The sequence below is a fragment of the Streptomyces sp. JNUCC 63 genome (assembly GCF_054366325.1).
Genome location: NZ_CM135963.1, coordinates 8,494,025 through 8,511,708 on the forward strand (window position 1 = coordinate 8,494,025; position 17,684 = coordinate 8,511,708).

17 protein-coding genes and 3 pseudogenes are annotated in these 17,684 nt (G+C 68.9%); 13 read left to right on the forward strand and 7 right to left on the reverse strand.

Annotated elements, in window-relative coordinates; all coding sequences use genetic code 11:
• The first annotated feature begins 137 nt into the window (after nucleotides 1-137).
• From ACX25U_RS39640 to ACX25U_RS39680, 9 genes and pseudogenes are all read left to right on the forward strand, one after another.
• Nucleotides 138-1,115: a radical SAM protein gene (locus tag ACX25U_RS39640; protein ID WP_454387305.1), complete on the forward strand. Its 978-nt coding sequence runs from the start codon at nucleotides 138-140 to the stop codon at nucleotides 1,113-1,115.
• Nucleotide 1,116: 1 nt separating this feature from the next.
• Nucleotides 1,117-1,905, forward strand: a complete 789-nt coding sequence (locus ACX25U_RS39645; protein ID WP_454387307.1) for a hypothetical protein — start codon at nucleotides 1,117-1,119, stop codon at nucleotides 1,903-1,905.
• Nucleotides 1,906-1,966: 61 nt separating this feature from the next.
• A complete protein-coding gene (locus ACX25U_RS39650) occupies nucleotides 1,967-2,827 on the forward strand; it encodes a hypothetical protein (protein ID WP_454387309.1) in 861 nt (286 codons plus the stop codon).
• Nucleotides 2,749-3,360 (forward strand): AAA family ATPase, encoded by a 612-nt coding sequence (locus ACX25U_RS39655; RefSeq protein ID WP_454387311.1) that lies wholly within the window; start codon nucleotides 2,749-2,751, stop codon nucleotides 3,358-3,360. Before ACX25U_RS39650 ends, ACX25U_RS39655 begins: the two co-directional genes overlap by 79 nt.
• 55 nt (nucleotides 3,361-3,415) lie before the next feature.
• Nucleotides 3,416-3,859, forward strand: coding sequence for an NUDIX hydrolase (locus tag ACX25U_RS39660; RefSeq protein WP_454387313.1), 444 nt, complete (start codon nucleotides 3,416-3,418; stop codon nucleotides 3,857-3,859).
• A 260-nt stretch (nucleotides 3,860-4,119) separates the two neighbouring features.
• A pseudogene (locus ACX25U_RS39665) lies at nucleotides 4,120-4,319 on the forward strand (IS256 family transposase); the annotation flags it as partial.
• Nucleotides 4,320-4,408: 89 nt separating this feature from the next.
• Complete coding sequence (locus ACX25U_RS39670; RefSeq protein WP_454387315.1) at nucleotides 4,409-5,254, forward strand: hypothetical protein; 846 nt, start codon at nucleotides 4,409-4,411, stop codon at nucleotides 5,252-5,254.
• A gap of 265 nt (nucleotides 5,255-5,519) precedes the next feature.
• Nucleotides 5,520-5,738 (forward strand): hypothetical protein, encoded by a 219-nt coding sequence (locus tag ACX25U_RS39675; protein WP_454387317.1) that lies wholly within the window; start codon nucleotides 5,520-5,522, stop codon nucleotides 5,736-5,738.
• A gap of 299 nt (nucleotides 5,739-6,037) precedes the next feature.
• Entirely contained in the window at nucleotides 6,038-6,877 is an 840-nt protein-coding gene (locus tag ACX25U_RS39680) for a transposase family protein (RefSeq protein WP_454387319.1), read from the forward strand.
• 340 nt (nucleotides 6,878-7,217) lie between these two features.
• On the opposite strand, the pseudogene ACX25U_RS39685 reads toward ACX25U_RS39680, so the two are convergent.
• Together ACX25U_RS39685 and ACX25U_RS39690 are read right to left on the reverse strand one after the other, a co-directional pair.
• Nucleotides 7,218-8,463: pseudogene (locus ACX25U_RS39685) on the reverse strand (IS110 family RNA-guided transposase).
• Between the two features lie 330 nt (nucleotides 8,464-8,793).
• Complete coding sequence (locus ACX25U_RS39690) at nucleotides 8,794-9,963, reverse strand: DUF418 domain-containing protein (protein ID WP_454387321.1); 1,170 nt, start codon at nucleotides 9,961-9,963, stop codon at nucleotides 8,794-8,796.
• A 150-nt stretch (nucleotides 9,964-10,113) separates the two neighbouring features.
• Between ACX25U_RS39690 and ACX25U_RS39695 the strand changes: the two are divergent.
• Both ACX25U_RS39695 and ACX25U_RS39700 read left to right on the forward strand, forming a co-directional pair.
• A pseudogene (locus ACX25U_RS39695) lies at nucleotides 10,114-10,335 on the forward strand (transposase family protein); the annotation flags it as partial.
• Nucleotides 10,336-10,834: 499 nt separating this feature from the next.
• Entirely contained in the window at nucleotides 10,835-11,767 is a 933-nt protein-coding gene (locus tag ACX25U_RS39700) for an LLM class flavin-dependent oxidoreductase (protein WP_454387323.1), read from the forward strand.
• A 297-nt stretch (nucleotides 11,768-12,064) separates the two neighbouring features.
• Here ACX25U_RS39700 and ACX25U_RS39705 read toward each other — a convergent pair whose 3' ends face one another.
• A complete protein-coding gene (locus ACX25U_RS39705) occupies nucleotides 12,065-12,313 on the reverse strand; it encodes a DUF6207 family protein (RefSeq protein WP_454387325.1) in 249 nt (82 codons plus the stop codon).
• A 321-nt stretch (nucleotides 12,314-12,634) separates the two neighbouring features.
• A complete protein-coding gene (locus tag ACX25U_RS39710; RefSeq protein WP_454387326.1) occupies nucleotides 12,635-12,982 on the reverse strand; it encodes a DUF1330 domain-containing protein in 348 nt (115 codons plus the stop codon).
• Nucleotides 12,983-13,289: 307 nt separating this feature from the next.
• Between ACX25U_RS39710 and ACX25U_RS39715 the strand changes: the two genes are divergently transcribed.
• Complete coding sequence (locus ACX25U_RS39715; protein ID WP_454387328.1) at nucleotides 13,290-13,517, forward strand: hypothetical protein; 228 nt, start codon at nucleotides 13,290-13,292, stop codon at nucleotides 13,515-13,517.
• Nucleotides 13,518-13,603: 86 nt separating this feature from the next.
• Here the strand turns inward: ACX25U_RS39715 and ACX25U_RS39720 are convergent, their stop codons facing one another.
• Entirely contained in the window at nucleotides 13,604-14,293 is a 690-nt protein-coding gene (locus tag ACX25U_RS39720; protein ID WP_454387330.1) for a pentapeptide repeat-containing protein, read from the reverse strand.
• Nucleotides 14,294-14,425: 132 nt separating this feature from the next.
• Here ACX25U_RS39720 and ACX25U_RS39725 point away from each other — a divergent pair, with 132 nt between their 5' ends.
• Nucleotides 14,426-15,817, forward strand: a complete 1,392-nt coding sequence (locus tag ACX25U_RS39725; protein ID WP_454387332.1) for an IS4 family transposase — start codon at nucleotides 14,426-14,428, stop codon at nucleotides 15,815-15,817.
• A gap of 148 nt (nucleotides 15,818-15,965) precedes the next feature.
• On the opposite strand, the gene ACX25U_RS39730 is transcribed toward ACX25U_RS39725, so the two are convergent.
• Both ACX25U_RS39730 and ACX25U_RS39735 read right to left on the reverse strand, forming a co-directional pair.
• On the reverse strand, nucleotides 15,966-16,442 hold the full coding sequence (locus tag ACX25U_RS39730) for a transposase family protein (RefSeq protein WP_454394722.1): 477 nt from the start codon (nucleotides 16,440-16,442) through the stop codon (nucleotides 15,966-15,968).
• A gap of 6 nt (nucleotides 16,443-16,448) precedes the next feature.
• Nucleotides 16,449-17,675: an IS256 family transposase gene (locus ACX25U_RS39735; protein WP_454387334.1), complete on the reverse strand. Its 1,227-nt coding sequence runs from the start codon at nucleotides 17,673-17,675 to the stop codon at nucleotides 16,449-16,451.
• Nucleotides 17,676-17,684: the final 9 nt, after the last annotated feature.

The window sequence follows — 17,684 nt, forward strand, 5'->3', positions numbered from 1 at the left end:
GGCCCGGTGCCGTACGACCTGGGCCATCGGACAGGGCAAGACCCCGGCGCGGATCGAGCACCCGACTCGTGCTCCCTCACGACCAGGTCCTGCCCGCGCCGGGCAACCCGCTCCACCCGACCGATCACGGAGGAATAATGACCAACCTCGGGATGCCTGCCGTTCCCAAGCAGACGCACAGGGACCTCGGCGGGGGTATCGGGTACGCGTTCAACGGACAGCACTTCGACGCCCCGGCGGATCTCAACATCAAGGACATCGCGGATGCGCTCACCGCTCCGCTATCCGTAATCGTGCAGGTCACCAAGCGGTGTGACTTCGACTGCTCGTTCTGCTCCGAGATCCTGCAGATGCCGGACCCCACCCTCGACCAGCTCGACACCATCCGCCAGAACCTGGCGGGCGTCGGCCGGGTCTTCCTGTCCGGCGGCGAGCCGCTGATGCGCAAGGACTTCAGCGAGGTCGTCGACATCTTCCACGGGCACCACATCGTGGCCGTGCCCACGAACGCCACGCACGCCCTGGACCACGCGCGGAACATCGCCGGGAAAATCTCGTACGCCAACGTCGGGTTCGAGGGGCCCCGCGCCGCCTTCAAGCGTGTCCGTGGCGACTACGACAAGACGATGGCCGGCGTCCGGGTCCTGCAGGAGCAGGGCATCCCCCTCGCCCTGTCGGCGGTGGTGTACCGCTCCACCCTGTCGGTGCTGCCCTTCACCGTGCAGATCGCCGACGTCCTGGACGCCACGAAAGTGAAGCTGATCCTGCCCCTGCGGAAGGGCAACGCCCTGAACCTCGCCGACCACGAGTTCATCACCACCGACGAGGCCGAGACCACATTCAGGCGACTCACAGAGCAGCGCGCCGAGATGCAGTGGTCCCCGGCGCTGCGGCTGACGGCGTGGACTCCAGAGAACGAGGGTCACATGATCGTCGTGGAGCCGAACGGCGTCGCGCGGGCGTGGCCGGTCTACGACGCGCCGGACCTGTGGGAGAACCTGGGCAACGTCCTCAAGGAGCCCATCACCGCCATCTGGAAGCGGTACCGCTTCAAGGAGAACCACATCTCCAAGTACGTCGGACGCTCGATCCACGCTGTCACCCAGGGGGTGTGACGTGCAGGAGCGCACCAACCTGGGATGGCCAGAGACGCCGTTCGGCTCGGTCACCAGGCCCGTGCAGAAGCCGGCGACGTGGCTGACCGGTCTCTCCCTGCTCTGGGGCGAGGCCGGTGACGAGCCGATCCTCATGGGCGCTGGCGCGGTGCTGATGAAGATCCGCCGCACCCAAGCGCTGCCCGTCTCCGTCCCCCTCGTGCACTTCGGCTACCGCATCCTCCTCCCGGAGGCCATGGGCGAGACGGCGACGATCGTCCGGCAGCTCGACACCCTGCTCGTACAGGCCCGCCGCAAGTCGCAGATCATCGCCTGGCACAACGCCGCCGACGACCTGCACGTCCTCTGCCAGCTCCCGCGCGCCGAAGGCGAGCCGCGCCACCCGGGCGTAACCGCCATCGCTGACGCCTGGAAGGACCGCACGACTCGCGAACGGGGCACCGCCCTGTGCGTGGACACCAGTCACGACCTTGGCCCTGCTGGACTCATCAGCGACACCGCGACCGCGCACGGCCTGGAGCCGCTCAAGTCGTTCGCCGGCCAGCAGCAGCAGAACAGCGCGCAGGAAGCGTGCGAGGCCCTCGCGGAGGAGCGGGCCGCAGCCTTCTCACCGGACGCTCTCGCCGGCAGCGTCCTGTCCTCAGCTCTCACCACCGCGCTGCTCGGCGGCAAGCACACCGGCCGGCTGCACTGGCAGGAGCCGCTGAGCATCTTCGACGCACTGTCCGAAGCCACATGGGAGGCAGCCCCGTCCCTCTTGGACGGCGTGGCGTCAGCGCGCAGCCAGTAGCGTCCGACGGGGCCGTACGCACCGGGCGTACGGCCCCGTCCTACGGCAGGAACACCCATACATGATCATCACGAGCAGCTTGCCCAATGCCCGCTCCCCACAGCCGCCGCCGATGCGCACGGGAGCCGTGCGCATCGCGTCCATCGACGTCGAGTGGACGAAGAACTACCGGATCAAGAACGGGCAACGCCCCTTCTGCTACAGCGTCACGTGGCTTGACCTGCCCGCCGGCAGCACGCCGGACCTGGCAGACGTGCCGTTCGAGTGGACCAGTGTGTACGTCGAGGAACCCGGCGAGATGGACGAGCTCGTCCGGCACGCCGCGGCGACCGTCTCCGCAGCCGCGGAAACGTCCACGATCATCACCGGGCACCAGTTCTGCGCCGACCTGGCCGTCCTGGAGGCGAACGCCCCCGCGGACGCGGTCTGTCACCTGCAGGCGGCCCGCGCGCAGTGGAGGGAACGCCGCAACACCAACCCGGACGAGAGGCACTACGTCGACACCCGGTATGACGCCGGCCATCTCCTCACCGGGACATCGCGCCGCCTGGTCGACGTCTGCACCGAGCTCGGCCTGGACGTCACCCAGCCCGAGCTCCGCAAGGTGACCATGCCCGCCTGGCACCGTCGGTGGATCGAGGACGGCCAGGAGGAGGGCCGGGAGCGCGTGAGCGTCCTGAACCTCCGGCACTCCCTTTCCACCGCCTACGTCGCCGCACGCACGGCCGGACTCGCCGGGTGGTCCGACGAAGGCCTGAACGTGAACCGAGTCATCGCCGAGGGCGCGAAAGGCGCCTGGGCCTGGCTGGAGAACCCCATCTTCACCGAACTCCTGGAGGACCCGTGCCCATCCGCCAGTGCCGCGTTATCGCCGTCGAAGGCACCCAGGCCGCCGGCAAAACGACGTTCGTCCACGCGCTGACCGCGCACCTGCGAGAACAGAGCATCGGCGTCACCTGCACCGGCGAGCCCGCGCGGACCAGCCCGTTCATGGAGGACATCGTCCTTCACAGGGAGGGCAACTTCGACCTGGTCGCCGAGCTGGACCTATTCGCCCAGCACTTCACCGTGCCGCTGCGCGCCGCCCGGCACCACCAGGTCCTCATCACCGACAAGACCCCCGCGAACGTCCTGGCCCTGGCCGGTCTGGTCCTCGACCCCACCGAGCCGGGCACCGCGTCCGTCCTCGCCGCGGCCAAGGCGATGTGCCGAGCCTGGATGCCCATCGCCTACGACGCGGTCGTGTACTGCCGGGACCGCTACGACCAGAAGGCCGGCGGCGACCGCATGCGGCAGAAGGTCCTCAACATCCAGGACGAGTCCGACACCGCCATCTACGAGGCGTGCCATGCCACGGGCGTGCCGATGCTCGAGATGCCCACGGGCCTGACGGCCGCCGAGCGTGTCCAGTGGACCGTGGAGCGCGTTGGAGACATGGGGCTGATCGCGGTCTGATCCCAGCTAGAGTCCCCTACCGGCAAGCGCCCCACTGGTCGGAGGACGAAGCACAGTGCCCCAGAAGCCCGTCAACGACGTGATGCTCATCCTCGAGCGCGACGGAACCGTGTGCCTTGCCGAGCGGCAGGGCACCGGCTACGCCGACGGACTGCTGAACCTGCCTTCCGGGAAGCTCGACGAGGACGAGGACGTGTTCGACGCCGTGATCCGTGAGGCGCGGGAGGAAACCGGCGTCGTCGTCGAGCGGGAGGCCCTGCGGATCGTGCACGTCATGCACTACCGCAACCCAGAGGGGGAGCCCCGGATCGGCTGGTTCTTCGCCGCCCGGCACTGGAAGGGCGAGCCCCGCAACATGGAGCCCCACAAGTGCGCGGGCCTGTCCTGGCACCCCAGTGACCAGCTCCCCGACAACACCGTCCCGTACAACGCGCTCGGCATCGCGCACTACCTCAAGGGCGAGCCGTTCTCCGTGCACGGCTGGGAGAAGCCTGCGTAGAGCACGGGGGCAACGGAACACGGCCGTTGACGTTCCGGCAGTGAAGGGGGTTGCGTTGTACGTCAACCCCGCAGTGGCCCGGAGGAACGGTGACGACCGCGACAGCCGCCCTCTTGTCCGAGACAGGCCGCTCCCACCTGCAGGAGAGCCTGTTCTCCTGGCGCGAGCCCGAAACAGCCCCCAAGCCGATCGTGGCCCCGGCCGAGACGCCCGAGCCCGAGCAGAAGACCACGGCGGCGCGTCGCCACCGAGATCGCCGGTCCACCGTCCGGCTGCGGACCAAGGTCACCAAGGGTGCCGGCCCCCGCACCGCAGCCTGGCCATGGTCTTCAAACTCGCCGAGTCCGCCCAACAGCGGTGGCGGGCCGTGAACGCACCCCACCTCGTCGCCCTCGTGCGCGCCGGGGCCCGATTCGAACGCGGAGTCCTGGTCGAGGGCACCGAAACTCTGGCTGCCTGAGGAGGACGACCGCGATGACCCCGGACGCGCGGCCTGCGGCGGGCCTGGTCGCCGCAGGGATGTCAGTGACATGGGGTTGACTGTCGGCCGTGGGAACCAAGGCATTCGTCGACAGCGTCTGGCGCCTCATCAACGGGAATCCCCCCAATCTGGATGAACCCATCATCCTGGAGGCCCCGCAGGGAACGAACCTGCATGAACTCGTCGCGGAAATCGGCCGGTGGGCGGGGCAGCACCGGAATTTGGCAGCGGGCGGGTTCGTCGATCCGTCGCTCAGCGAACGCACCGGCCTGCCGCTGGCCGAGCCCTTCGGGGCTGGGAACTTGCTGGAGATGCGGGGCTGGGGCTACCGGAACCGCTGGGTCGGGTGCGGCCTGGTCGCGTCCCCGGACGGCCCACGGGTTGTCGCCGTGATCACCCACCGCGAGGACCCGGCGGCTGCCGGTTTCCCGCAAGGCGCGTCCTGGGCCGAGAAGCTGCGCATCGTCACCGGCTGGGAACCGATACCCAAGCCGCGCGTGGACTGGCCCGCCATCGAGGCCGACCTCGGCACACGGCTACCCAGCGACTACAAGGAGGTCGTCGACCTGTTCGGCGCGGGCAGCTTCGACGAGTACTTCGAGCTCGCCGTGCCCGGCAGCCCCGGCGCCGACCGCAACCCGTGGAAACCTTACCTCCCCGACCTGGCATCCGGCGGACTGCTGCCTTGGGGGTGGGGGTGCTCGGAACACAAGCTCGGACTCTTCTGGTGGACGGGCGCGACCGATCCTGACGAGTGGATTGTGATCACGCAGTCGGAAGCCGACGACGACAAGCGATCCGATTGCGGAGCTGGTGAGTTCACCTTGCGCATGCTCACGGACGTGCAGTTGGGATACCCCATGAGCCACGCCTCCGGGCACTTCTTCGTGAGCTATGGCCCGCTGCACTCCTGACAGCGATCGCCGAGCCAGGCGTTGTTCCGGAATCGGCGGGGCGAACTATCCACAAGATTTGACTATTGAGCCGTGTGCATCGTGAAGTTGCAGGTCGCGGGTCTGGTGTGCGTGAGCTTCGGGGTGCTCGTGCTGGTCGTGGGCGGATGACTTCCGTCAAGATCGTCTGACCGTTCAGCCGTGGGTGTTCTCGGGATCTGCTGCGCTGGCCGCAGCCCCGCTCTTACGATCCGTCACCGGACCGGTACGCCGGGAGGGTGCGGGGATGCAGGAGCTGGAGCGGATCGCGGCTCGCCGGAGCGAACTGGACACGCTCGCCGAGGAGTTGGCCAAGCAGTTGCAGGAGGTCCGGGCCGAGCGGGAGGAGCTGGTGATCGCCGAGCGGGTCCTGATGCGGCTGGCCGAGCAGGACCGGGCCGCGGAGGAGGAGGCCGCGGCCGTCGCCCCGACTCCCGCCCGGGGGCGGGGCGGGCGGTCCTGCTGATCCCGCACCGCAGCGAGAATCCCGACGAGGCCGCCCTGCCCGCCGACTACCGCAGGATCCTGGCGATCGTGCGGTCCGCCGACGGCCCGTCCAGGTCAGGGGTGTCGGCGAGGAGCTGGGCCTTCAGGTGACGGTGCGCGGCAAGCTGGAACCGCTGCGCGCGAAGATGACCAAGCTCGCCGACCGCGGCTGGCTGCACAAACGACCCGACGGGCGGTTCACCGCACGCCCGTAGCCGCGCGGGAGACGGGCACCGGAACGGCGTAATCGACGGGCCCCCGGCGGCAGTTGAGTTTGGTGTGAAGAAAAACAACCTCGCCGTCGAGGGCCCTGACGGCCTTGTCTGCACCGCCCGCCTGCCGCTGTCGAGTGCCACCCTGAACTGGCTCGCCGACCTGATCCGCGGCCACCTCAAGAAGATCGGCTCGCGGTGGCGGGCCCTGCCCGCGGGGAGGATCGCCACCATCGTGCTGGCAGTGCTGCGCTGTGACCAGCGGCCCGGCGGCCTGGCCGGCGGCAACGGAATACACCGCACCACCGTGACCCGATGGGTCCGGGAGGCCGTCGGTCTGCTGGCCGCCCGCGCCCCGCGTCTGGAGCGGGCCCTGAAGAAGATCGCCCGAACGGGTGGCGGAGTCGTGCTGCTGGACGGATCGGTGATCCGTACCCGGCGCAGGACCGGGAAGGAGAACCGGAGGAACTACTCCGGCAAGAACAAATGCCATGGCCTGCTGGTGATCGCGCTCACCGACGACCGGGGCCGGCTGCTGTGGATCTCGGCGGCCCGCCCCGGACGCACCTCGGAGATCACCGCCTGCCGCCACGACCGGCTCACCGCCAGGCTGCGGGCGGCCGGGCTCGGAGCCATCGCCGACCTGGGATTCGTCGGCCTCGACGATGCCGGTCCGGACGCCGACCCGGCGGTGATCACCGGCTACAAGGCCGCCCGCAACCGGCCCCTGACCCGTGGTCAGAAGCTGTCCAACAAGGCGTTGGCCGCGGTGCGGGCCCCGGTCGAGCACGGCTTCGCCCATCTCAAGAACTGGCGCGTCCTTGGCAAGGTCCGCACGGACCCGAGGTGGGCGACTGCGCTGGTTCGGGCCCTGCTGGTGCTGACGAACCGGAAAGTCGCCCGCTGACGGACGACCTTGTCGGTGGACTACCGCTCCGGACCTGCCCGAGCCTCCCGACGCCTACGCACACCAGGCCATCTGACGTGCAGTTTTCACGATGCGCCGTGCTCAGTGAGCACCCGCGGCACGCGGTCTCCGTGCCAGAAGGCAAAGATCTGAACGGCGTCATCGCCGCACAGGAACCGGCTGCGCAAGCCCCCGGCCACCTCTCCCTGTGACAGCCCAAGGAACGGCTCCTGGCGGTCAGTGAGCGACTCTGACGCGTAAATAACTGCAGGTGGGTGTTCTCTCGGGCAAGGTGTCGGCCCGGCTGGAATCATCTCTGCTGGGCGTCGGCCGCGCCGGTTCATCCAGCGGCGTCCATCGGGTCGAGGGTGACGCGGTAGCCGAGTTCGTTCAGCCGGGACACGGCCCGGCGCGCGGCCCGCTCGGGATCCCGTTGGGTGAAGTAGTCGCCGCCGAGCTCGTGGTAGGGCACGTTGTCGTTGAGCATGTGCCAGATCGCGGTGATGATCGAGTGCTCGACAGCGACCAGCGCCTTGATCGGGCCGCGGCGGGCAGTCAACCGCTTGTAGCGTGCCTGCAGGAAGGAGTCCTTGGTCCGCGCCGCTCCGAACGCGGCCATCCCCAATGCACCTTTCAGGTAGGGGTTGCCGGGCCGGACCCGGGTGCTGCGGACCCGGCCCGCCGATTCGTGGTGCCCCGGACACAGCCCGGCCCAGGAGGCCAGGTGCTTGGCCGAGGGGAACCGGGCCATGTCACCCCCGGGTCTCGGCCACGATCACCTCCGCCACCGCCTGGTTCACCCCCGGGATCGTGTCCAGCAGGTCCAGCGCCGGGCGAAAAGGGGTCATCGCCTCCTTGATGCGGGCCGTCAGCTGGTTGATCGCACCGGACAACTGGTCGTACTGGTCGAGGTAGAGGCGGGTCAAAAAGGCGTGGTGTTCCCGGAAGCGGCCGGTCAGCGCCTGGCTCAGTTCGGGAATCTTGCTCCGCGTGCGGCGCTTGGCGAGGTCGGCGAGGACCTGCGGATCGCGCTGTCCGTCGATCAGGGCCTGGAGCATGGCTCGGCCGGATACGCCCATCAGGTCGGAGACGACGGCGGAGAGCTTGATGCCGGCGTCTTCCAGCAGTTTCTCCAGGCGCTGTACGACCTGGGCGCGTTCGCGGGTGAGCTGGGTGCGGGCCCGGGTCAGGTCCCTCAGCTCGCGTACCGGCTGCGGAGGAACGAAGGAGGCCCGCACCAGGCTGTGAGAGCCGAGCTGGGCCAGCCAGGCGGCGTCGGAGACGTCGGTCTTGCGACCGGGCAGGTTCTTCACCTGACGGGCGTTGACCAGGATGACGTTCAGTTCCTCGGCCAGCAGGTAGTAGAAGGGTTTCCAGTAGTCGCCGGTTGCCTCCATCACCACCAGGGTGACGCCCGCGCCGAGGAGGTGTTCACGCAGGTCGAGGATGGCGTTGGTGGTGGCGCCGAAGGTCGTGGTCTGCTGGGTGAACGTCCCTTTGCGCCTGGGGCTGGGGGTGCGCACGCATACCTTGGCGTCCCGCTTGCTGATGTCGATGCCGGCACAGCGTTCGTGAAGGACATCCATGGCCACGGCTCCGCTTCTTTTTCTGTTCTCACCTCGCGTGCCGTTCCGGGAGGGCCAAGGCAGTACGCGGAATCTGACGCGCGTGCTCATGGCAACACTCCACGGTTCCCGTGGACGGCCCTCAGTACCATGCTGTCGTGCGAGCTCGGAGGCATCACAGAGTCATCGGTCTCGCCCGGAACGGACCATTCCACTGTTCCGGCACACCTGGCCCCGCAACAGGGCGGTCAGGACCGCGCGCGGCGCACGCCGACCCATTTACTGTGCCCCCGGCGCACGGCGAAGCCGCGCTGAGTTGCTGTCGGGGAGTGTGTGACTTGTCGGCAGAGGTCAGCGGCGCATCCGGGGACGCTCCGCGTTCGTGACGGCCCGCAGTACCCATTCGGCCGGGCCGTACCGGTACCGCGCGAGCCAGCGTCGGCTCAGCTCCAGTTGGACCGCGAAGATGCCGACGGCGACGACCGGCACGACCGTCGGCGGCGTGTCTCCGGTCAGCCCGAGCCCTACGCCGGTGAAGATCAGCACGCCCAGCAGAGACTGACCGAGATAGTTCGACAGCGCCATCCGGCCGGCTGGCGCGAGCACCCGTGCCAGCCGGCCGCCGCGCGGGGTGGCGAACACCCGTAGCAGGGTCGCCACGTAGGCGCTGACCAGCAACGGCGCGGTCAGGATGCTCGCCGCCAGCCCGGCCGGGCTGGCGGTGCCGCCGCCGATCGCGAACACCAGCGCGCCGGCGAGCCCGATCGGGTACCCGACCAGCTCCAGTCGGCGCAGCGCGACCGTGTGCCTGCCGATCCCGTCGGCGAGCAACTTCCGCCGGCCGGCGGCCAGCCCGACGAGGAACGCGGCAAGCGCGAGCGGGCCCTGCACAGCAAGACTTCCGGCCATCGTCGGCAGCGAGCGCAGGTGCTCGCCGATCACCGAACCCAGGCCGCCGGCAAGCGCATCGGTCGACGCGCGACCGCCGGCGAGCGCGGCGTCCTGGTCGGTAACCAATTCGACGCCGGCCAGCGCAGCCACGGCCATCCCGACCGCCATGACACCGACGATCGCCCCCGCGGCGATGACCGCGGTCCTCGGCTGGATCCGGTGCACGGCAAGCAGAACAAGGCCAAGCAGCGCGTAAGTGGTCAGGATGTCGCCCTGGAACAGCAGCACCGCATGCAGGCCGCCGAGCACGAAAAGCCCGCCGAGCCGGCGGACGAACCGCGCGGTGAAGTTCGCACCGGCACTGCCCGCGGCGGCCAGCTGCAAGGTAAAGCTGTAGCCGAACAGGAACGAGAACAGTAGGTAGAACTTCATCTCGAACAGCAACCGGACCCCGAACTCGACGGAGTCGTCCAGCCAGGAGCCGTGCGCCGGATCGGCGACGAGGTGGAACGGGTAGCCGGAGGCGAAGTACGCAAGGTTCACGACAAGGATGCCGAACAGCGCGAACCCGCGCAGCGCGTCGACATCAAGTAACCGGGTTGGGGTGCGCGGTCGCAGCGTTTCCGTCATGCAAAAACGCTAGGAACGGTGGGGGCGTGGCACGAGCCGGTGCGCCCGAGAATCCGTGGTGGGGCCGGCCCTACCGGTCGGGGCGGGGCCAGCCCTACCGGTCGCCAGTCGACCCGCCGCGACCGACTCGCGTGTCCAACGTTCCCGACTCCCCACGCAGCGGCCGGTTACAAGGCGGCCCGCAACCGGCCGCTGACCCGCAGCCAGAAATTGTCCAACAAGGCGCTGGCCGCCGTCCGGGCGCCGGTCGAGCACAGCTTCGCGCACCTGAAGAACTGGCGCGTGCTCGGCAAGGTCCGCACCGACCCGAAATGGGCGACCGCCCTGGTCAGGGCCATGCTGGTCCTCACCAACCACGAAGTAGCCCGATGACCGACGATCTTCACCGAAGTCATCAACCCACGACCAGCACGAGCACCCCGAACCCCGCGCACACCAGACCCGTGACCAGCAACTTCACGATGCACACTGCTCATTGCTCCCAGCGGAGCGCGCAAGGCTTACGGTGCGCCGTACCGGCGGCCTCGATCAGCTCGTCACCGGTAGCGAGGATGCACCGGACGCGGTGGCCCTTCCGGCGGCGGCTACCTCATCCACGAAGACGGCTGCCCGGCCCTCGAGAAATCCAGAGAGCGACGGCCTGTGAGACGGAGCTCGAAGCTTCACCCGTAGCCGCGGTGGAGAGGGCGTCCTGATGCCCTCGCCGTGACAGCGGTCATGACCACCACCATGAGAAGCCGTTCCCGAACTTCGCCTGCCATCAAGACGAACCGGCCGCCGGTGCGGTGACGCGCGGTAGCGGTGGGCACGAGCAGTTTCGCCGTGCGCGCAAAGTTCTCACAGCGCCGGCCGACGGCCGTAGTCTCCTGACATGGAGTCACCGATCCTCTCCGTCCAGGCCCAGCCCCGGGACGCCGCTTCCTGGATCGCTTTGGCCCGGCGCTTGGAAGCCGGCGGATACGATGCGCTGCTGGCGGCCGACCATCCGGGCACCACGGCCTCCCCCTTCGTCGCGCTGGCCGCCGCTGCGGCGGTCACCGAGCGCATCGGCGTCGGCTCCTACGTTTCCCAGGCGGGCGTCCGTGAGCCGCTGCTGCTCGCGTCGGATGTCGCCACCCTCGATCTGGTGTCCAACGGACGTGCGCGTTTGGCATTGGGTGCCGGCCACACCCCGGCCGAGTGGGACATGCTGGGGGAGAAACGCCCCGACGTCGCGGGGCGCGTCCGACGTTTCCAGGCTGTGGCCGAGGCTTGCCGCGCGCTCCTCGCAGGCGAGACGGTCACTCTCGATGGCCCCGAGGTGCGGACCTACCAGGCGCGGCTCACTACCCTCCGCCCAATCCAGCACCGGGTGCCCTTCACCTTCGGGGGCGGCAACACGGCCCTGTTGCGCTGGGCCGGGGCTCATGCGGACGTCGTGGGGCTGAGCGGGCTGGGACGCACCCTGCCGGACGGGCACATGCATGAGGCGCGCTGGGATGGCGCGGACATCGACCGTCAGGTCGATCTCATCGAGCAGGGAGCCGCGGGCCGGGTCAACGCCCCGGCCCGCGAAGCACTTGTCCAAATGGTGGAAGTCACTGATGACGCCGAGGGCGCGGCACACGAAATCGCCCGGCGACTTCACTGCGAAACGGCCGCGGTGCTCGCCTCTCCCTACGCGTGGATCGGCACGGTGGAGGAGATCAGAGCCGCAATGGCCGACCATGAGCGTCGCTGGGGCATTACCCGCTATGTCGTCCGCGAGGCGCACTTGGAGGCGGTCGACCAAGTACGCGCGCACTTGTCGCACGCCGCCCGGTGAGGTCGTGTCCCGGAGCGGAGTGAAGACCCGGCGCGGGTGAGCCGACGTCCTCTGAGCCGTGATCGTGAGGGAGCGTGCTACCCGTCTGCATCAGGCAGGGCAGCCCTGTGGGGGCCACGCCTGCCGGCGGCGGCAGGCGTGGCCCGGAGCGGCGGGGCGTGAGGCCGTGTGGTTGGTCACGCGGCGGCGTGCTGGGTGCGCAGCGGTGCGGGGTTGGGCTGTGGGACGGCGCGGTGGGCGCGTCGGCGGGTGACGCGCCTGGTCATGAGGGTGATGACGGCCCCTCACCACGGCTGGTCAGCCGGTCACCGGATCTGGGCTCTCCTCCGCCTGGTGCTCCAAGTCGAGTTCCTGGCGCAGATCCAGGAAGCAACGCGGCCGCACTCCGGGTGCGCCGGCTTCCCGGGTCGTACGGTCCGCCGCCGCGGTCACCCACCGCGCGGCGAGCGCCTCCTGGAACGCGAACGCCGTCTCGTCATCGGCGGCCGCGACCTCCACGACGACCAGCCCCGGCTCCGCCACGTGCACTTCGTTGATCGGCCTCACGCTTGGCACTACGCGCAGACCCCGGCAGAGGTTCTCCGATCGCGGCGTCTTCACCCGACCGAGTGCGCCCCGCGCCGGGCGGACGACTGGCCAACGGATGGCCCGGCTGTCCGAGCCGCGCCCGGTGGGACTTTCACAGACAGATGTCGCCGGTGACGTCGTCTGTCCTGGGTGCTCTGCCGAGTTTTCAGCGCCATCTGTCACCGGACGCCGGCCGCGCGCTGGCAGCCGGGTCACTGTGTGTGCCATGACGTGCTGACCGCACCTCCTCTGGCCCCTTGAGCGATGGGCCGGATTCTCTGCTGGGGCCCGGCCCGAGGGCTACTCGGCAGGCAGGGCCTCCCGCATCGCTTTCGCGGTGGCGGCCGGGTCGTAGTCCTCGGGGACGCCCGGGACCAGGATGATGTCGCCCTCGATGTGCCGCGAGCGCAGCGGTGCGATCTCCTGGTATGCGGGCGAGTCCCACCAGGCCCGCGCCTCGGCGATGCCGGGGAAGGAGATCACCACGACATGCCCGGGCCAGCTGCCCTCCTTCACCTCGTGCTGCGTGGCGTGCACGAGGAAACGGCCACCATACGGCGCGAAGGTGGCGGCGATGCGCTCGATGTACTCAGCGATCTCCGGGTGCGCAGCGGCCTCCCGCAGATGCGCTATGGCGTAGGCGGGCATGGCGTCCTTCCGGTCGATCGGGCTCCGTACGCCGACGATCGTGGCATGCGGGCGTGCTGCGGTCGATGACCTGACAGGTAAGCGCCCCGGCACGCGGCGCGGACCCGCCGCCTCGGAGCGCGCCGGAGCCCTGCGGCCGGACCAGGGCGCTTTCACGCGTCGCTTCGCGATGGACCTGCGGTCACCCCGGGCAGGCTGCGCCTCTCCCGAGAGACGGTTTCAGCAGCCGGCCATGGACCGTGGCCGGTAGCCTCCCCGTTGGGTGCGGGCCTCCTTATGCAGGCCCGCCGCCTGTACGATGATCGACGTGACCGTCCGCCGCACCCTTGGCGCCGGCCCCGAGGCCCCCGCGCACAGCATCCGCGCCGCCCAGGCCGACCTTCTCGACGAACTCCCCGGGGTCCGTCTCCCCGACCTTGACGAGCTACGGGCCCGTGGAGTGCTCGGAGCCCACCCGGCGATGTCCGCGAGCCCGCGGCGGACCCTTGGAGCCGGCGGCCGTGCCGACGAGGAACCGCCCCACCTCTCTGCCTGACTCGCCCTCAGCACAAGTCGCTGAGGGCCCGATAGGGTCTCTGCGGTGTCACAGTTATGCCGGTAATAGTGACAGTCGCTTCCTCATCAGGAGCTGGCCGGATACCAGGCGGGAGGCAGGCTCAGCCCGTTGGGCAGGGGCTGCCCCGGCGCTGGCACAAGACCCGATGGCGGTCGCCCCCTCGCAGTCGACAGGTCGACGGTGCCGCCGGAGAACGTCGCGCCGCCGAAGTCGACCGTGCCGCCGGAGAACGTTGCTCCGCGGAAGTAAACCGTGTCGCCGGGGAACGTCGCGTTGCTGAAGTCGACCGTGCCGCCGAAAAACCTCGCGCCACGGAAGTAGACCGTGCCGTCGAAGAACTTCGCGAAGTGGAAGAGGACCTTGGCCGCAACGGAGAACGTCGCGCCGCTGAAGTGGACCGTGCCGCCGAAAAACTTCGCGCCGCGCAAGTCGACGGTGCCGCCGGAGAACGTTGCGCCGCGGAAGATGACCGTAGCGCCGGAGAACGTCGCGCCGCGGAAGGTGACCGTAGCGCCGGAGAACGTTGCGCCGCGGAAGATGACCGTGCCGCCGGAGAACGTTGCGCCGCGGAAGATGACCGTGCCGCCGGAGAACGTTGCGCCGCGGAAGGTGACCGTAGCGCCGGAGAACGTCGCGCCGCTGAAGTCGCCGCCGTCGAAGGTGGCACCGGTGAAGTCGAACCTGCGCCCTTGCCAGGAGTGCAGGTGCTCGCGGGGTAACCGGAGGTGATCGCGGATGAGGCGGATGATCAACACCGTTGCGTTATGCCGACTGGCGCTTTGTCAAGTCGATGAACGAGAGGACGGGGCCCCTGGTAGATCCCTGTGGTGTCGAGCCCAGAGATCGTCGCACCGGAGGCCCCGTTGCCGCGCAATTCTGCCAGCTGTGTGTCCACCGCGTCAGATACGTCTGCCCATGTCCCCGGCCGCTTGGGGGAGTTGACCCAGATCATCGATCCGCAGCTGGTGGACTCGGTACTCGAGGAGACCGGCGCGCGCGAGCGCCGTGTGCGGCTGCTCCCGGCACGGGTCGTGGTGTACTTCGTGCTCGCCCTGGCCTTCTTCGAGAACTCGTCCTATCAGGCGGTGTGGGGCAAACTCACCGCCGGTCTCGACGGGATCAGCACTGCCCGGCCTGCCGCCTCCTCGCTGTCGCGGGCCCGCTGCCGGCTGGGCAGCGCCCCGCTGCGCCGCCTGTTCGAGATCCTGGCCGGCCCGGTCGCCACGCGCGCACAGAGGGGATCCTTCTTCCACGGTCTGCGGGTGGCCGCGGTGGACGGCACCACCTTGAGCATTCCCGATGAGAAGGCTGTGACCTGGCACTACCCCAAGCACGGCGGAGAACGGCTCGAGTTCGGCTACCCCCTGCTGCGCCTGGTCGCCCTGGTCGAGTGCGGCACCCGGGCCCTGATCGGCGCGTCCTTCGGACCGGATACCACCGGCGAACTCGGCTACGCACACCGGCTGCTGGACCACCTGAACGCCTCGATGCTGCTGCTGGCCGACGCCTACTACGACGCCTTCGACTTCCTGGACGCGGTCACGGACACCGGTGCCGCCTTCCTGCTGCGCTCGACCCGCAAACGGCGGCCGACGGTGCGCCACCCGCTGCCGGACGGCTCCTACCTGACCACCATCTGCGCCGGAAAGTACCAGGCGGGACGCGGTTACGGGCGGCTGGAGGTACGGATCGTCGAGGCCCGGATGACCGTCACGCTGGCCGACGGCACCCGCCGCACCGAGCTGTGGCGGCTGATGACCAGCCTCCTGGATGCTGACCGCTACCCCGCCCAGGAACTGATCGCGCTGTATCACCGCAGGTGGCAGGCGGAAACCTGTTACTTCTCGCTGAAGTCGACCATCCTCGACGGGCGGGTGCTGCGCTCCCGCACGCTGTCCGGGCTCGAGCAGGAGGTCTACGCGCTGCTGACCGCCTACCAGGCACTTGTTCACGTCGCGAACGACCTGGTCACCGTCCGACCGGGCCTGTCGGTACAGCGCGTGAGTTTTGTTGTGCTGCTGCACGCCGCCGCCGACCAGATCGTGGCCGCCCGCGGCATCCTCGCGGCCGACCCGGTGACCCTCGTCGGAGCGATCGGCCGTGCCGCCCTGGCCGACCTCTTGCCGAAGACACCGCGCTGGCGGCTGAAGGCCCGCGTCCGCAAGCGCAACAGCAAGTACACGTTCACCGCCGGAAAGCACCCAAGGACATCCCAGGCGTACACCCTCCGCTACGAGATGATCAAGGAGAACGGCCTTGACAAGACCAACGTGGGCTAAAAGCAACGGTGTTGCACGACAAGGGACGCCATCACCAATCGTGTGAGCTTCCTCCAACTTCGAACCCGCAGGTCATCGGGGCTGGTGTGAGTCAGCGATCTCGTACTCGTACTGGTCGCGGGCGGTTGCCTGCTCCCAAGATCGTCTGTCAGCGTGCGACCTCGGTGTTGGTCAGCACGAGCAGCGCCCGCAGCAGCGTGGTCGCGTAACGGGCCGACAGCCGGAGCTTGGTGAGGATGCGCCAGTTCTTCAAGTGGGCGAAGGCGTGCTCGCAGACCGCACGGACGGACGCGATCAGCTTGTTGACCTGCTTCTTCGCCTTCGTGAGTGGCTTGGTGCGGGCGGCCTTGTAGCCGGTGATGACCACGGGGTTGTCCACATCGTCGTCCAGGCCGGTGAAGCCGAGGTCGCCGATGGCGCCCAGCTCGTGGGCCCGCAGCTGCTCGACAAGCTTGTTGTAGCGGGCGGTGGTGATCTCCGAGGAGCGGCCCGGGCGGGCGGCGGAGATCCACAGCAGGCGGCCCTTGTCGTCGGTGAGTACCAGGAAGAGCAGGCCGTGGGTCTTGTGTTTCCCGCTGTAGTTGCGCCGGTTGTCTTTCCCGGTGCGGCGCCGGGTGCGGATCAGGGTGGGTCATGTCCCTTGTAGTGGTGTAACGGCGTCGGGTTGATCTTCGTTGAGGTAGATCCTGTCCATGCTGCCTTCGGGGAGGTAGCGGCGGGGGAAGGCGATCCATTCGTCGTGCATCTCGACGAGGACGGCGGTGGCGAGGCGTTCGAGGGCGTCGGGATTGGGGAAGATCTGGACGACGTCGACGCGGCGCTTGATCTCCCGGTTGACCCGCTCCAGGGGGTTGGTCGACTGGATCTTCTTCCAATGTCGCTCGGGGAAGTCCGCGAACGCGGTCAGGTCCGTCTTGGCCTCCAGGAGCATGGCTTTGACCTTGGGGAACTGTCGTCCGAGCATGTCGGCGACGGTGTCGAGCTGGGAACGGACGGCTTCGGCGGTGGGCTGGGCGAAGATCGTGCGGATCGTCGCAGCCACCATCTCGCCGGAGTCCTTCGGGATCACCGCGAAGACATTGCGCAGGAAATGAACGCGACACCGCTGGTAGGCGGCGCCGAGCATGACCTTGCGGACGGCCTTGACCAGGCCCAAGTGGTGGTCGGCGATGACCAGGCGGACGCCGGTCAGGCCGCGTTCGCGCAGCGAGCGCAGGAACTCGCTCCAGAACACCTCGGTCTCGCTGTCGCCGACCATGAGTCCGAGGACCTCGCGACCGCCGTCCTCGGTGATGCCAGTGGCGATGACCACGGCCTGGGAGACGATCTGGTGGTTCACCCTCGCCTTGCAGTACGTCGCGTCGAGATAGATGTAGGGGAAGCGGATGTGGTCCAGGGGCCGGGTGCGGAACACGCTCAGCTCGGCGTCCAGGGCGCCGCAGATCCGGGAGACCTCGGACTTGGAGATCCCGGTGTCGCCGCCCAGGGCCTTGACCAGGTCGTCCACGCTGCGGGTGGACACGCCCTGCACGTATGCCTCCATGATGACCGCGTAGAGGGCCTGATCGATGCGGCGCCGGCGTTCCAGCAGGCTGGGGAAAAAGCTGCCGGTGCGGACCTTGGGGATCGCCAGGTCCAGGTCCCCGGCCTGCGTGGTCAGCACCTTCGCCCGGTGCCCGTTGCGCATCGTCGTGCGTGTTTCGGAGTGTTCCCCGGGCTCCGCGCCGATGTGGGCGGTGGCTTCGGCCTCGATGAGTTCCTGCAGGATCCGCTGGGCCAGGACCCTGACCAATTCGATTCCGTCCGCCGTACGCAGTGACTCCATCAGGCGGAGTAAGTCATGCTGGGACAAGGCCATCGCGTGTCC

Excerpts from the sequence above, each read along its gene's own strand:
- ACX25U_RS39735 (WP_454387334.1), bottom strand. The coding sequence starts at position 17,675 with ATGGCCTTGTCCCAGCATGACTTACTCCGCCTGATGGAGTCACTGCGT.
- ACX25U_RS39675 (WP_454387317.1), top strand. The coding sequence starts at position 5,520 with ATGCAGGAGCTGGAGCGGATCGCGGCTCGCCGGAGCGAACTGGACACG.
- ACX25U_RS39650 (WP_454387309.1), top strand. The coding sequence starts at position 1,967 with ATGATCATCACGAGCAGCTTGCCCAATGCCCGCTCCCCACAGCCGCCG.
- ACX25U_RS39700 (WP_454387323.1), top strand. The coding sequence starts at position 10,835 with ATGGAGTCACCGATCCTCTCCGTCCAGGCCCAGCCCCGGGACGCCGCT.
- ACX25U_RS39690 (WP_454387321.1), bottom strand. The coding sequence starts at position 9,963 with ATGACGGAAACGCTGCGACCGCGCACCCCAACCCGGTTACTTGATGTC.
- ACX25U_RS39640 (WP_454387305.1), top strand. The coding sequence starts at position 138 with ATGACCAACCTCGGGATGCCTGCCGTTCCCAAGCAGACGCACAGGGAC.
- ACX25U_RS39710 (WP_454387326.1), bottom strand. The coding sequence starts at position 12,982 with ATGCCCGCCTACGCCATAGCGCATCTGCGGGAGGCCGCTGCGCACCCG.